The 13517-nt window shown below is 42.9% G+C and carries 10 protein-coding genes; 7 read left to right on the forward strand and 3 right to left on the reverse strand.

Features of this window, described 5'->3' with window-relative positions; all coding sequences use genetic code 11:
* Window positions 1-56: 56 nt before the first annotated feature.
* The 6 genes from PVK79_RS02075 to PVK79_RS02100 all read left to right on the forward strand — a co-directional run bounded on the left by PVK79_RS02075 (window position 57) and on the right by PVK79_RS02100 (window position 6769).
* Entirely contained in the window at window positions 57-1298 is a 1242-nt protein-coding gene (locus PVK79_RS02075; protein WP_257325214.1) for an OprO/OprP family phosphate-selective porin, read from the forward strand.
* Between the two features lie 12 nt (window positions 1299-1310).
* A complete protein-coding gene (locus PVK79_RS02080; protein WP_425607874.1) occupies window positions 1311-2294 on the forward strand; it encodes a Bug family tripartite tricarboxylate transporter substrate binding protein in 984 nt (327 codons plus the stop codon).
* An 11-nt stretch (window positions 2295-2305) separates the two neighbouring features.
* Window positions 2306-2773, forward strand: coding sequence for a tripartite tricarboxylate transporter TctB family protein (locus PVK79_RS02085; RefSeq protein ID WP_145240097.1), 468 nt, complete (start codon window positions 2306-2308; stop codon window positions 2771-2773).
* 3 nt (window positions 2774-2776) lie between these two features.
* Window positions 2777-4318: a tripartite tricarboxylate transporter permease gene (locus PVK79_RS02090; RefSeq protein WP_145240095.1), complete on the forward strand. Its 1542-nt coding sequence runs from the start codon at window positions 2777-2779 to the stop codon at window positions 4316-4318.
* A gap of 12 nt (window positions 4319-4330) precedes the next feature.
* Window positions 4331-5953 (forward strand): ATP-binding protein, encoded by a 1623-nt coding sequence (locus PVK79_RS02095; protein ID WP_145240093.1) that lies wholly within the window; start codon window positions 4331-4333, stop codon window positions 5951-5953.
* A 93-nt stretch (window positions 5954-6046) separates the two neighbouring features.
* Entirely contained in the window at window positions 6047-6769 is a 723-nt protein-coding gene (locus tag PVK79_RS02100) for a response regulator (RefSeq protein ID WP_149982231.1), read from the forward strand.
* Here PVK79_RS02100 and PVK79_RS02105 read toward each other — a convergent pair.
* The 3 genes from PVK79_RS02105 to PVK79_RS02115 form a co-directional block, all read right to left on the reverse strand.
* Window positions 6766-8058, reverse strand: a complete 1293-nt coding sequence (locus tag PVK79_RS02105) for a DUF3472 domain-containing protein (protein WP_182735022.1) — start codon at window positions 8056-8058, stop codon at window positions 6766-6768. The genes PVK79_RS02100 and PVK79_RS02105 overlap by 4 nt on opposite strands.
* A 105-nt stretch (window positions 8059-8163) precedes the next feature.
* A complete protein-coding gene (locus PVK79_RS02110; RefSeq protein ID WP_145240087.1) occupies window positions 8164-11001 on the reverse strand; it encodes a TonB-dependent receptor in 2838 nt (945 codons plus the stop codon).
* Window positions 11002-11097: 96 nt separating this feature from the next.
* Window positions 11098-12471, reverse strand: coding sequence for a Gfo/Idh/MocA family protein (locus PVK79_RS02115; RefSeq protein WP_149982229.1), 1374 nt, complete (start codon window positions 12469-12471; stop codon window positions 11098-11100).
* 263 nt (window positions 12472-12734) lie between these two features.
* Here PVK79_RS02115 and agaR point away from each other — a divergent pair, with 263 nt between their 5' ends.
* Window positions 12735-13505, forward strand: a complete 771-nt coding sequence (gene agaR, locus PVK79_RS02120) for a transcriptional repressor AgaR (protein ID WP_145240083.1) — start codon at window positions 12735-12737, stop codon at window positions 13503-13505.
* Window positions 13506-13517: the final 12 nt, after the last annotated feature.

Here is a 13517-nt window from a genome sequence, read left to right on the forward strand (position 1 = left end):
TGTAGTCGCTCATCTAACGACAACAAAATCATCAACAGGTGTGGAGAGAACAACCAATGAAAGCAAGTAACACACAATTGGCTTTAGCCATTGCAGCAGCGCTAGCAAGTACCTCAGCATTCGCTGCCAATGACACTGAAAAATTACAGCAGCAACTAGACGAACTACAAAAAGAGGTTGCTGCGCTGAAGAAGTCTAGCGGCTTTAATTTGGAATTTGGTGGTCGAGTGCAACTTGATTACAACTATTTTGATGGTGCATATAACGCGAATAATGACGGTGATGCGGGCGGTGATTTTTTTGCGCGTCGTATCCGTACTTATGTTGAAAGTGAGCATGATAACTGGGATCACAAGTTACTGCTTGAGTTTGCCGAAGGTACAGCAGAAATCGTGATGGCGCGAGTTCGTTATAATTTCGATAATGGTCTAAAAATTAAAGCGGGTAAAATTCGTGAAGACATCACCTTAAATGGCTTAACGAGCTCTAAGCATACCAATACTATAGAGCGCAGTACGCTAGCCAATACTTTTTCGCCGTTCTTCCGTTGGGGAGCGTCAGCGTCTCAATACTTTAAAGACAGTGGTTTTCGTTATGCCGTTGGTGTTTATAAAAATGATGCCTTTGGTGCGACGGGTCATGACGAAGATGATCAACTAACACTCGCTGCAACGGGACGTGTTACTTGGTCAAGCGCAGCCCCAGGCGATGTGATTCATTTAGGTGCGTGGCATTCATACCGTGATATGGGTGGTAACGAGTTAGGTGCGCGCTTTGCCCGTGGCGAAATACGTGAAGCCAATGTACGTCTTGTTGATTATGCGGTGGGTGGTAATGCCGTGGCATTGGATAGTTTGTCGCAAAGTGGTCTTGAGTTTGCGTATCAAGCTGATGCATTAACGCTAGAGGCTGAATACGCAAGCCGCACACTCGATGCTGTTAATGGCGCCGACCCGCTTGATGGCGAGCGTTATGATGGTTTTCATGTATCAGCGAGCTACTTCTTAGGTGGTGAGCAACGCAGGTACAAAGCTGGTTCAGCATTATTTGTACAACCTAAAGGCATTAAAGATGCGTGGGAGCTTGTCGCCCGAGTATCACAAATGGATGCAACAAGTAGCACGCAAGGTACTGAAGTAACTACTTATACCCTAGGCACATCCTATTATATCAGCAGCGATATCAAATTTATGGGCAACTTGATCTACAGCGATGTAGAGGGCCCAGGCGCAACTGCGTTAGTGGGTGATGAAGACTCAGGTATGGGCTTTAGTGCGCGCATGCAGTATTTATTTTAGGAGTAAATTGAGATGAACTTACTTAAAAAATCATTTAAATCATTTAAAACTACGGTACTTGCGGCATCGTTAGTACTAAGCAGTCCGTTTGCTATGGCTGACATTCACTTTTTAGTACCGGGCGGCCCTGGTGGCGGCTGGGATACCACAGCACGCGGTGTGGGTGAAGGTTTAGTGAAAGCGGGTATTGAAGATAATGCGTCTTTTCAAAATATGTCGGGCGGCGGCGGTGGCCGTGCAATCGCTTATCTGATTGAGTCTGGTACTAAAAAAGGCGATATCTTAATGGTTAACTCAACACCTATCGTGTTGCGGGCACTAACCGGTAAAATTCCTTACAGCTACCGTGATTTAACTCCCGTTGCCAGTATGATTGCCGACTACGGTGCGTTTGTAGTACGTAACGATTCGCCATTTAAAACCTGGCAGGATGTGATCGCAGCAATGAAAGAAGATTCAGGCTCTGTAAAAGTAGCTGGTGGCTCTGCACGTGGCAGCATGGATCACTTAGTTGCAGCGCAAGCAGTTAAAGCGGCAGGCCTTGACGGACGTCGTTTGCGTTATATCCCTTATGACGCGGGTGGTAAAGCCAAAGCAGGGTTGTTATCTGGCGAGGTTAACTTACTTTCTACCGGACTTAGCGAAGCGTTAGAAGTCGCTAATGGCGGTCAAGCCCGCATTCTAGCTGTGACCTCTGGTGAGGCACTACCAGATTATCCAAAAATTCCAACCTTAAAATCACTTGGTTATGATATGGAGTTTGTTAATTGGCGTGGTTTCTTTGCGGCACCTAATTTACCGGCTGATAAACTTGCAGAATACACCGAGAAATTACGTAAATTACAAACCACTCCAGAGTGGGAAGTAGTCCGTGCACGTAACGGTTGGTTAAACCTATTCCAAGAAAAAGATCAATTTATAAAGTCACTTGAACAGCAAGAAGCACAGCTTAAAGTTGTTATGGAAGAACTCGGCTTTATTCGTACGTCACGTTAATCGAGGCTTTTATGTTGAATCGCGAACTACTAGGGCCAAGTTTATTCTTGGCGCTATTTACCCTCTACGCCATTGTTGCATGGCAAATTCCGTTACTCCCATTTGAAGAGTATGAAACGGTTACTTCTGCCACCTTACCTAAAGTATATGCGGCATTTGGTATTATCGTTTGTCTGCTTTCTATCGGGGCTACTTTACTTAAACCAACTGCAGCCGTTGATGAAGATAATGCGCTCGAAAAGTCACATGTATTGCGAACAATCGGGTTGCTTATATTGATGGTGATATATAGCGCAGCGCTTGAGCCTATTGGCTTTTTAATCTCAACCAGTGCGTTTTTATTAGTTGGCTTTTTTGTTATGGGTGAGCGCCGCAAGGCTATTCTCTTATTGGCCTCTATCCCTGTTGCTGTAGTGTTTTGGTTTTTAATGACCCAAGTGCTCGGTATTTATTTGGTTCCTGGCAACCTGTGGAGTTAAGTTATGTTTGATGGAATTATGCTGGGCTTGTCGACCGTACTCGACTGGAACAATTTATTGTATGTCATAGTGGGTTGTTTTGTTGGTACCTTTATCGGCATGCTTCCGGGGCTTGGGCCAATTACTGCTATTGCGTTAATGATCCCAATTACTTATAGCATCGGTGCCGATTCAGGGATGATTCTGATGGCGGGGGTGTATTACGGTGCAATTTTTGGCGGTTCAACATCATCTATTTTAATTAATGCCCCAGGGGTGGCGGGTACAGTTGCGTCCTCCTTTGATGGCTATCCGCTGGCTAAACAAGGTCATGCTGGCAAAGCATTGGCGATAGCCGCTTACTCCTCCTTTATCGGCGGAACCATAGGCGCAATTTTATTGATGGTTGCAGCCCCCTTGTTGGCAAAAGTATCGCTGAGTTTTCAATCTCCAGATTACGTTGTACTGATGTTTTTAGGTTTAACAGCGATCGCGGCGTTTTCTAATAAAGGGCAATTTTTAAAAGCCATGATGATGACAGTATTTGGCTTAATGCTCGCGACTGTGGGGATTGATCCATCATCTGGTACTGAGCGTTTTACGTTAGGCCAAGCCGACTTACTTGATGGCATTAGCTTTTTATTAGTGGCAATGGCTACTTTTGCACTGGCTGAGGCGCTTATTAATGTAGTGCGTCCAGAGAAAAAAGAAACTAAAAGTATTAATGATTCAGACACACCGCAAATCGGTTCAACTAAATTGACCAAAGAAGAGATCAAAGACATTGCGCCAGTTATTGGCCGCTCGTCTATACTTGGTTTTATTGTTGGCGTATTGCCGGGTGCAGGTGCCACTATCGCTAGCTTTATGGCGTATGCGACGGAACGTAACTTAGCGCCTAAAGGCTTAAAAGAAAAGTTTGGTAAGGGTTCATTACGAGGCTTGGCAGCGCCAGAGTCTGCAAATAATGCAGCGTGTACCGGTTCATTTGTACCATTACTTACATTAGGTATTCCAGGCTCGGGTACGACTGCCATTATGTTAGGTGCCTTAATTGCTTACGGTATTCAGCCAGGTCCAATGCTGATGCAAGAAAACCCAAGTGTATTTTGGGCGGTTATCGTTAGCATGTACTTTGGTAACATCGTATTGCTGATTTTGAATCTTCCTTTGATACCATATTTTGCAAAAGTATTAGCGATGCCAAAATCAGTATTAACGATAATGATTTTGTTCTTCAGCTTAATTGGCGTGTATTTAGTTTCCTTTAATACCTTTGATTTATTTATGATGGTTGGCTTTGCTGTGGTGGCGTTGGTATTACGATTACTGGCTTTCCCAATGGCACCATTACTATTAGGCTTTATTTTAGGCGACATGATTGAGCGTAACTTCCGTCGTTCAATGATGATCTCGGATGGTTCATTAAGCTTCTTATGGGAACGCCCACTAACATTGAGCATTTTTATTATCTCAATATTAGTGTTGTTATTTCCATTAAAAGACTTTATAACCCAACGCCGGGCAGATAAAGCGGCGCTTAAAGTGAAGCAAGAGCATGCATAATTGAGGTAAAAAATGAGCTACACCAAGACGCAAAATCCGCTGCAAAACATAGTTAAAAAGCCTAAGCGTTTAGAAACGCGGTTAATAATTTGGGTTACAGGGCTGTGTGTATTACAAGCGGTGTTATTTGGCGGTTTGGTGTATCGAATTACCGCACAAAGTTTGCATGATCACATTGGTGACAAAGCACTCGCTGTGGCGACGAGTATTGCATCAAGCGATGATGTCGTTAAAGCTTTAAAGAACCCTAGTAACTTGGTGGCAATCAACCAAGAAATAGAAAATCTGCGCCAGCTAACTGGCGCAGATTTTATTGTTATTGGTGATAAAAATGCGCATCGAATCGTCCATCCAGATAGCAATAAACTCGGTAAAAAAATGGTTGGCGGTGATAGCCAAGACGCGTTACACGGCGAGCGTTATATTTCAGTGGCGCAGGGCAGCTTAGGTGAATCCATTCGCGGTAAAGTGCCGGTATACGATGAGCAACAAAATATTATTGGTTTGGTCTCGGTCGGTTTTTTAGTGCAATCGGTTGAGCCGTTGATCCGTGAGCGGATTGTTGAAATTATGATTTGGGGTTTGTTGTTAGTTGCTTTGAGTATTATTGCCGCTATCTTTATTGGTCAGCGAGTAAGAAATGCCATCTTTGGTTTGCAACCAGATGAAATAGCGAGGTTGTTTTCAGAGCAGGACGCTATTTTAAATACCATGCGTAGCGGTGTTATTGCACTTGATCCCGACGGACGAGTACGCAAACTGACCCAGCGTGCTTGCGAAATTTTAGATAAACCAGTTGCCTGTATTAATCAGTCATTAACTCTGAAAGATTTACTGCCAGAGCATGCTGAGTTTTTATTACGAAATCAGCGTCGTAAAATGGTTGGCTTTGAGTTGTTTGCTGCGGATAAACGTTTGGTGTTGTCGCGTTTTTCATTGCAAGTGCAAGGGCAGGCGGATGGTATTTTACTCACTCTGCGCCCAGCTGATGAGCTTGAATACTTGAGCCAGCAACTTACTAAAGTACAAGCATTTGCCGAGTTGTTAAGGGTGCAAACCCATGACTATTCGAATAAGCTAAATCTAATTGGGGCGCTTATTCAAATGGGTAAAAATGAGCAAGCAATCGAATTGATCGGCCAAGAAAGCCAAGGTTCACAAGCACAGATCCACCATTTATTAGAACGTATTCAAGATCCTGTGTTAGCCGGTTTGCTGGTGGGTAAATACCATAAAGCCCGCGAGTTAAACGTAGTATTGGAATTAAACCCAGAAAGTTTACTTGGTGCCATCGCACGTACTGAAATGTTAGAACGAGTAGTATCAATCTTGGGCAACTTAATTGATAACGCCATTGATGCGGCGATCAGAGCCAGTAAAGATCGAGAACCTCATGTACGAGTCACGGTTGATGAAACGAGTAAGACATTATTGTTTGATGTCGAAGACAGTGGTTTTGGCTTGGGTAACGACCATGAAGTGATATTTACCCCACAATACAGTTCAAAAGCAGGGGCAGAGCATGGCATTGGTTTATATTTAGTGAAAACTAATTTAGATTCGTGTGGTGGTAGTTTAGAAATTGGTGAGTCAGATTTAAAAGGCGCGCGATTAAGCGTCTATATTCCTAAATAACCATAAGGTAATTTAGGCTAATAAGCAGTGGCCAAGCAAACAATAATAAAAGTAAATGGGCTAACATTGCAACGCTAAAATGAGTAATAAAAAATGACATATTCAGTAGTTATCATCGAAGATGAGCTCGAAGTTGCACAACTTCTTGCTCAATACCTGCTTTTACCGAATGGGGTTGCGGGGAATCAAACTGCCCGACAAAGCTTGCGTCAAGGTCAGTATCAAGTAGTTGGTATTGCAGCAAACTTAAGTACAGCTACCGCGCTATTACAGGCGATAGAGCCCGATTTGATCTTACTTGATATCCATCTACCAGATGGCAATGGCCTTGAGTTATTAACAGACTTGCGTCGGCGCTCAATTAAAAGCGAAGTGATGCTACTGACTGCCGCCAAAGAAGTCGAAACTCTTGAAAAGGCAATGCAGTTAGGGGCGTGTGATTTTTTGGTTAAACCTTTGATGCTTAATCGACTTGATCAGGCGTTAGCGCGATTTGAGTCACGCCAGCAGTGTTTGTCTGATGCTAACGAGGTGACCCAATCTATGGTCGACACTTTATTTGGCTCAAGCGAACAAAGTAAAGCACCGGTTAGACTGCCGAAAGGGGTTGATCAGCTTACTTTAAAAAAGATTATTGATGCATTTAAAGAGCACAAAAAAACGCCTTTTACAGCACAGCAAATGGGCGATCTTGTAGGAGTAAGTCGCTCAACTGCACGCCGTTACTTAGAATATTTACTAGAGGCAGAGCAAGTCAGTGCCGACCAAAGCTATGGCAGCATAGGTCGGCCAGAGCGCTGTTATAAAATGGCTTAGTTATCTGGCAAAGCGCTTAAGTCTACCTCAGGCGCTTGACCAACTGGGCGTTCAAATTCACTGTGTAATTTAGTTGGGCCTGTAAAAAAGCCAGTGTTGCGTAAGTAAAAACCTGCGTTTTCAGTGCCTCCTTGATAATCCATTCTCGATTGCTTGGCAGCCGTTGCATCATAAGTAAATTGTGCTTTATCAAGCGAGTGCCATTGGCCTTGAGTATCTCTGAGCCACTGATTACTGTATAGCGCTTTGCGCTCGAATTGCCCTGCATCAGGGATGAAGTTTTCTAAGAAGCTGTGTGGCCTTGCCACATATGTATCTGTACTAGGGCGTCTAAATGAAGCAATGAACAGCCACTTTGCGGCGATAGGGTCATAAAAATATGCGCTGTAGTCGGTATGATTAGCAAGGTTTTCAGTCGGATTTACTTTCAATAAAAAGCGGTAGGTTTGTTCTGCTTGCCAAGGGAATACTAAATAGCTTTGCCCGCCAGAACCTTCATTACCAAACTTACCGGTATACACATCATGCCCTTTAGCTAATTGCTGAATACGCATTTCCACAGGAATAGCAGCTGGATCATCGGTCTGAAAAGGACTCCATACTGAAAATAATACACGGCGTTCAGTGTCAGAGTTTACTTGCATACCAAAGTAACCCTCAGCAAAACCATTGGCCATAAAATACGAGCCTTGATGATCATACCCTTGTGGTACGCTCAGCTCTGAATAGAACCATTGATAGTTTTTAGTCTTGTCAGGTATGGGATAGTTTAAATGCACGGAAGGCCCGCGACGACCCCAATAAATATCATCTTTTACATATAAAGGCGCCGCCGACTCTTTATCTAGCGTGACAATAAGACCTTGAATATCAGCAAAGGTGTCAGCTGTTTTAGCGATACCGGTAAGTTGCAACTGTTGGTATCCGATTTGATCTGGCAGAAACTCGCCAAGATCGATATCTTGAAATTGCTGATTAGTGAGCGTAATTAACTGACTCTGTTGATTAAAGTCGACTTTAAGCTGGCTGCGATCGCCTGCAACTTTTACGCGCAACTTTAAATTAAAAGCCGCTTTTGTTGGCAGGTAAAAGTAGTGATTAACTGGTATTGCAGAGTCTTGCCAGTGCGTGATCCCCACATCACTAATCAGTTTTTTATTTGCTGCGATACTATGGCTAGTAGCACTATTGCCATAACTGGGAATAAAGTAATCCGTGGTTTGGTTTGCCACTGCAAATGGCGAAAATGAAGTCCATAATAATGAACCAATAAATAGTAAAACTCTCATAGTGAGCTCCATAAAAAGCGCCGACAAACGGCGCTAATATAAGAGGGTATACCCAAGCCTCCTCAAGATGTGAATTTTGCATCTTGAGGTGGTTTGGGTATAAGCTTAAAATGATGCTGAAAAGCCAAGGCTAATCGAGCGACCATAGCGCGCTAAGCGACGAATTTGTTCTTCTGTTTTTACGTATGACCACTGTCTTTCATTGGTTAAGTTGGTTACGCTTAAATCAACTCGCACTTTCTCAGTGATATTGTAACTGGCACTGAAATCGTATTGGCCGTAGTCTGCCGCCCACTCTGGTCCGCCCCATGCATCAGGATAGACTAAGTAGTCGTCGCGCCAGTTATAAGCAATACGAGTTTGATAATCACCTTTTTCATAATAAATAACCGCGTTATACGAGTGCTCAGACATCCCCACAAATGGCAGATCATTTAGCTCTTCGTCGTCATAGCTGCTGTCTGTGAAAGTATAGTTTATTTGTACACCCAGGCCATCGAATGGTGCTGGAAGTATTTCGTCAAAAGACTGCTGATAAGCTGTTTCAAAGCCTAAAATTGTTGCGCCTTTTTCCGATGTAGGTGAGATTTTTGTAAAAACTGGGCCTTCTACAGCCACTCCATCTTTAAAATAATTACCCACTTGCGCAGTGCCTACTCGGCCGCGGGCAATCACTGATTCGATGTCTTTATAGTAGGCTGCAAAGGTTAGTGCACCATAGTCAGAGAAATACCATTCAATCGTCGTATCTATTTGATTGGCTCTTAGTGGCTTAATACCCGGGTTTGAGGCATGGTATTCGGCATTATTAAAATCTAAGTAGCTATAAGGCGATAGATAATCTAAGTTTGGCCGTGTGATTACTTTAGCCGCACTAAAACGATAGAGTAAGTCATCACGTAGATGCAATTTAAAGTTTAAGCTCGGTAGTACGTCGGTGTAGCTTTCTTCAGTGGTAGAGCGGGTGTAATAATCTTCAATTTCACCCTCAACGCGATAGCTTAATGCGCCATCTTTTTCGGTTATATTGTAACGAACATTATCAACATCAAAGATGTAACCATCTGATGTGACATCGGTTTGTATTACACGGACGCCCATGTTTAGTGCAAAAGGCAGTTTAGCAATATCGCCTTGTAGATTTGCTTCAACAAAAGCCGCTAAGGTCTGCTCAGTAAGGGCGAATGAATCCTTTGGGCTGTTCTTTGCGACAATTTTATCTTGCGCCGCTTGTGGATTAATTGATTCATAAAAAGCATACAGTTTGTCGTAATTAAAGCTTGCCCATGGATCAGGATGTTTACCAGGCTCACCATCTAAGAAGTTATCAAAGTTAGCTGGCACGAGTACATCTGCTGGTAAACGAAATAAGTTTAAGCCGCCTAGCTCTTCAACACTTGAGTCGTCAAAACTGTCGTATTCTGAGTTTTTAAAATAAGCGCCACCATTACTGAACATTGATGCATTTTTTGATTTATAAACACTGCGTTCTTTGGTTTGTTTGCCGTAATGAACGCCAAATTGAATATCTTTCACTAGTTCAAAAGAGGGAATATAGGTTGCTGCTAAGCGCACCTCTTCTATTTGGTCTTTCACATCGGTGCCTGAATTGTAGCTGTAATGCGCACCAAAAGGTTGTTCTGCACTCAGTGCTGGGGTCATGGTCACATCTGGCAGCATATTACTACCGGTTTGGTCGATAGTGATACCATCAACAAAACCACGTGCAACAATAAAACGATTGTTACCATTGCTGACATTTTTAGCTTGTGACTGTGAAATATCTAAATCAACCGTTAAGCTCTCTGTGGCATACCAAACCGTATTAAAACCCCATTGCCAAGTATCTGTATTACGTGGCACAGACACATTTAACAGCTCAGCCATTGCGCCATCAACTAGTTCTACATAATTAGCGTTACCATCTTCATTGAACTTTACTTCACCGATAGCGGGGATCCCCGGTGTCCAAGATTCATCATAGGTTACAAATGAAATTTGATATTGCTCACCATTGGTTTCGTATTGTGAGTACATGCTGTCAAAGTTAACATCTATACTATCTGACGGGCGCCATTGCAGCGCTAAGCTTGCACCCAGTCGCTCACGCGTATCCTGCCAATTTGAATAACGTACATAGCCTGGAATAATCGATGGGTATGATTGCTCATTATCTTCAAGCTTGCCGTTGCCGTTACTATCGATTGGGATACGTACATCAACATTCTCGTCTGGATCATAAAAACCTTCACCTTCATAAGAGTCTTCACGCTGTGTACGTTCAGAATATACCGCTGTAAACAGCGCTCCAAAGGTATTATCAAAAAAGGTATCACTAATTAAAAACGAAGCTTGTGGATTGGTGTCGCCAGTACGTTCTTCATAAATGCCTTTGGCACTGCCTGATAAAGTGAAACCATCTAAATCCAAAGGTTTGCGGGTTTTGATATTGATAACTGAGCCAATGCCGCCTTCTTGTGTTTTACTTTGTGGGGATTTGTATACTTCGAGGGATTGGACTATTTCGGGGGCGATTAAATCAAAATTAAAGTTACGGCTAGAATGCTCTGATGCCATGCGTCGGCCATTAACGGTGGTAACGTTGTAGTCACCACCTAAACCTCGCACGGTAACATTTTGGCCCTCGCCGCCGTTACGGGTAATTGCAATCCCCGTCATCCGTTGCAATGCCTCGGCAATGTTTTGGTCGGGAAACTTACCGATATCTTCAGCAACGATAGCATCCATAACCCCCACAGCTTGTTGTTTTAAATACAGGGATTCTTTAATACTCGAGCGAACACCTCTAACTTCAATTACTTCGACTTGCTCTGCTTCGGCTTCTTTTTCTTTTTTTTTGTCTTCATCAGCTGCCAGCGAGGTGCCACTGAAGATGGCGCTCATAGACAAAAACAGTGTGGACAGTTTTAGTTGTGCTTTCATAATAGTTACCTGTATTTTACTTGTTGATGGTTGTTTTTTTATTGAGTTATTGCCACGCGTGTTGAGTGTATTTTTCTCCAACACGCGTGAGGTTAATTACGAAATAATGCCAAGTGGTTTTGCTTGCTGCCAAAGACCACGGGTGAAATCTGGGAAGTCTTTGCTGTTACTTCTATCGGCTACAGAATCAACAGATAGCGGGAAAACAGCTGACCATGCGGCTGCGTCATACACATCTTGATCAAGTGGTTCGCCATTGCGTAGGCAAAAAATAATCCGCCAAAACATCAAGAAGTCCATGCCACCATGGCCGCCGTTGCGTTCAGCCTCAGCGCCCATTTTTTGCCAGAGCGGATGATCGTATTTGTTATACCAATCAGCCATGTCGTAATCCCACTCGTGATAGCTTTTACTGCCACCTTGCTCAAGTGCGATCCTATTTGGAAAGCCAGCAAACACACCGTTAGTGCCTTGAATTAAGTTATGACGAGAATAAGGACGTGGGGTGGTGGTATCGTGTTGCACCATAATGCTGCGACCTTTAACCGTTTTAATAATGCTGGTATTCATATCACCCGCAATATAGTTAAGTTTGTTGCGGCTATGATCTGCGGGGAATTCTTTTTTAGCGTAGGCTGCACGGCCTAATGATGGCGAGCTCATCGAGCTTATATAGTCAAAACGATCGCCACGATTGATATTCATGTATTGTGAAACAGGGCCTAAGCCATGAGTTGGGTATAAATTACCATTAACTGCTGCATGCCATGGTGTACGCCAAGAACCTGTTTTATGGTCAATTTCTTTCATTTGCCAGCGTAGCTCATGGATATATGCTGCTTCACCATGCAACAATTCACCAAAAACGCCTTGGCGAACCATATTAAGAACCATTAATTCGTCGCGTCCGTAGCAAACATTTTCCAACATCATGCAGTTTTTCTGAGTTCGCTCAGAGGTGTTTACTAGTTGCCATGCCTCTTCTACAGTCACTGCTGCTGGTACTTCAACAAAAGCATGCTTGCCGCTTTCCATGGTATCGACAGCCATCGGCGTATGCCACTGCCATGGTGTTGAAATAATAACAATATCAATATCTTGTCTCTCTAGCATACGGCGGTAATCGTGATCGTTTTTGCCATAGGTGTCTGGTTTTTTAAAACCTTTATCAACAACAATCTTCACGGCCCTGTCTACAACGGCCTGATGGGTATCACAAATTGCTTTAATTTCAACGCCATCGAGATGACAAAAATGCTTAACAGCACCAACACCACGTTCACCCACGCCAATAAAACCAACCCTTACTACGTCCATTTTTGGCACAGTTAAGCCAAGGGTTGAACGTCCTTGTTGTGCGGTTCTTAATATTGATTTGGAATTGGTGGTAGAAGCACAACCCAAAGCCGCGCTGGTTGCTGCAATTGCGGCCATTGATTGTAAAAATCGTCTACGGTTGAGATCGCCCATAACATTGCCCTTATTGTTTATTATTTGTAAATTTGTTTTCGCAGGCTTTTATTTGTACACACAACAAAATGTCAATGCAAGATAAAAATCTTTCGTTTGCTTTCATTTTTAAGGGTGTTGTTTTTATTTTTTATTTTAAAGTCTTTACTTACAGTGGCTTAATTGCATTTTTTAATGTTTAAAGATAAATGTAAAAAAATTGAATTGAAAGTAAACGAAAGCTGCGTACAATGAATGAAAGTTAACAATGAAAGAGAGCGGACATGCTTAACACTATCGAAAGGCGTCATGAGATTGTGCAATTGGTCTACAAACAAGAGCGGGTGCAGGTTCCTGAGTTGGCTCAGTTGTTTGGTGTTTCAACGGTAACTATCCGTAACGACTTAAATGAGTTGGATGAAAAAGGATTGTTGGTACGGTCCCGTGGTGGTGCAGTTGCCAGTAATCGCTTAACTCAAGAATTATCATTAAAAGAAAAACACGATGCAAATCGCGGTATTAAAGAGCGCTTAGGTAAATTTGCAGCGAGTCTAATTAAGGATGGTGAATCGATTATTTTAGACTCAGGGACAACAACTGAAGAAGTCGCTAAAAATCTAACCAGCCACCACGGCGTAGTTGTCATGACCAATGGCTTAAATGTGGCGCACTCACTACTTAATGCGCCATCGGTTGAAGTGTTAATGACTGGTGGCACGCTACGTAAAAAATCACTGTCATTTTATGGCCGCCAAGCTGAACAGCACTTACAACAATATCACTTTGATAAGTTAATTTTGGGTGTTGATGGCTTTGAAAAAGATATTGGTATTACAACGCACTTTGAGCTTGAAGCTCTGCTAAATCGGGTGATGTGTGAAGTATCGCGAGAGATCATAGTAGTAACAGATTCTAGTAAATTTAATCGTAAAGGCGTGCATAAAATTATTGCCGCCAGTGAAATAAACGTACTGGTTACAGACAGTGGAATTCCAGCAGAGATAAAAACCGCGCTCGAAGATGCAGGTGTGCGGTTACATATTCTCGATCTTTAACTTTCATAACTA

Source organism: Pseudoalteromonas rhizosphaerae (genome assembly GCF_028885455.1).
GTDB classification, from domain to species: Bacteria; Pseudomonadota; Gammaproteobacteria; order Enterobacterales; family Alteromonadaceae; genus Pseudoalteromonas; species Pseudoalteromonas rhizosphaerae.

What these genes read in the sequence shown, in the direction of transcription:
- PVK79_RS02105 (WP_182735022.1), bottom strand. Translation starts at nt 8,058, where the DNA reads ATGAGAGTTTTACTATTTATTGGTTCATTATTATGGACTTCATTTTCG.
- PVK79_RS02095 (WP_145240093.1), top strand. Translation starts at nt 4,331, where the DNA reads ATGAGCTACACCAAGACGCAAAATCCGCTGCAAAACATAGTTAAAAAG.
- PVK79_RS02115 (WP_149982229.1), bottom strand. Translation starts at nt 12,471, where the DNA reads ATGGGCGATCTCAACCGTAGACGATTTTTACAATCAATGGCCGCAATT.
- PVK79_RS02075 (WP_257325214.1), top strand. Translation starts at nt 57, where the DNA reads ATGAAAGCAAGTAACACACAATTGGCTTTAGCCATTGCAGCAGCGCTA.
- agaR (WP_145240083.1), top strand. Translation starts at nt 12,735, where the DNA reads ATGCTTAACACTATCGAAAGGCGTCATGAGATTGTGCAATTGGTCTAC.
- PVK79_RS02080 (WP_425607874.1), top strand. Translation starts at nt 1,311, where the DNA reads ATGAACTTACTTAAAAAATCATTTAAATCATTTAAAACTACGGTACTT.
- PVK79_RS02090 (WP_145240095.1), top strand. Translation starts at nt 2,777, where the DNA reads ATGTTTGATGGAATTATGCTGGGCTTGTCGACCGTACTCGACTGGAAC.
- PVK79_RS02100 (WP_149982231.1), top strand. Translation starts at nt 6,047, where the DNA reads ATGACATATTCAGTAGTTATCATCGAAGATGAGCTCGAAGTTGCACAA.
- PVK79_RS02085 (WP_145240097.1), top strand. Translation starts at nt 2,306, where the DNA reads ATGTTGAATCGCGAACTACTAGGGCCAAGTTTATTCTTGGCGCTATTT.
- PVK79_RS02110 (WP_145240087.1), bottom strand. Translation starts at nt 11,001, where the DNA reads ATGAAAGCACAACTAAAACTGTCCACACTGTTTTTGTCTATGAGCGCC.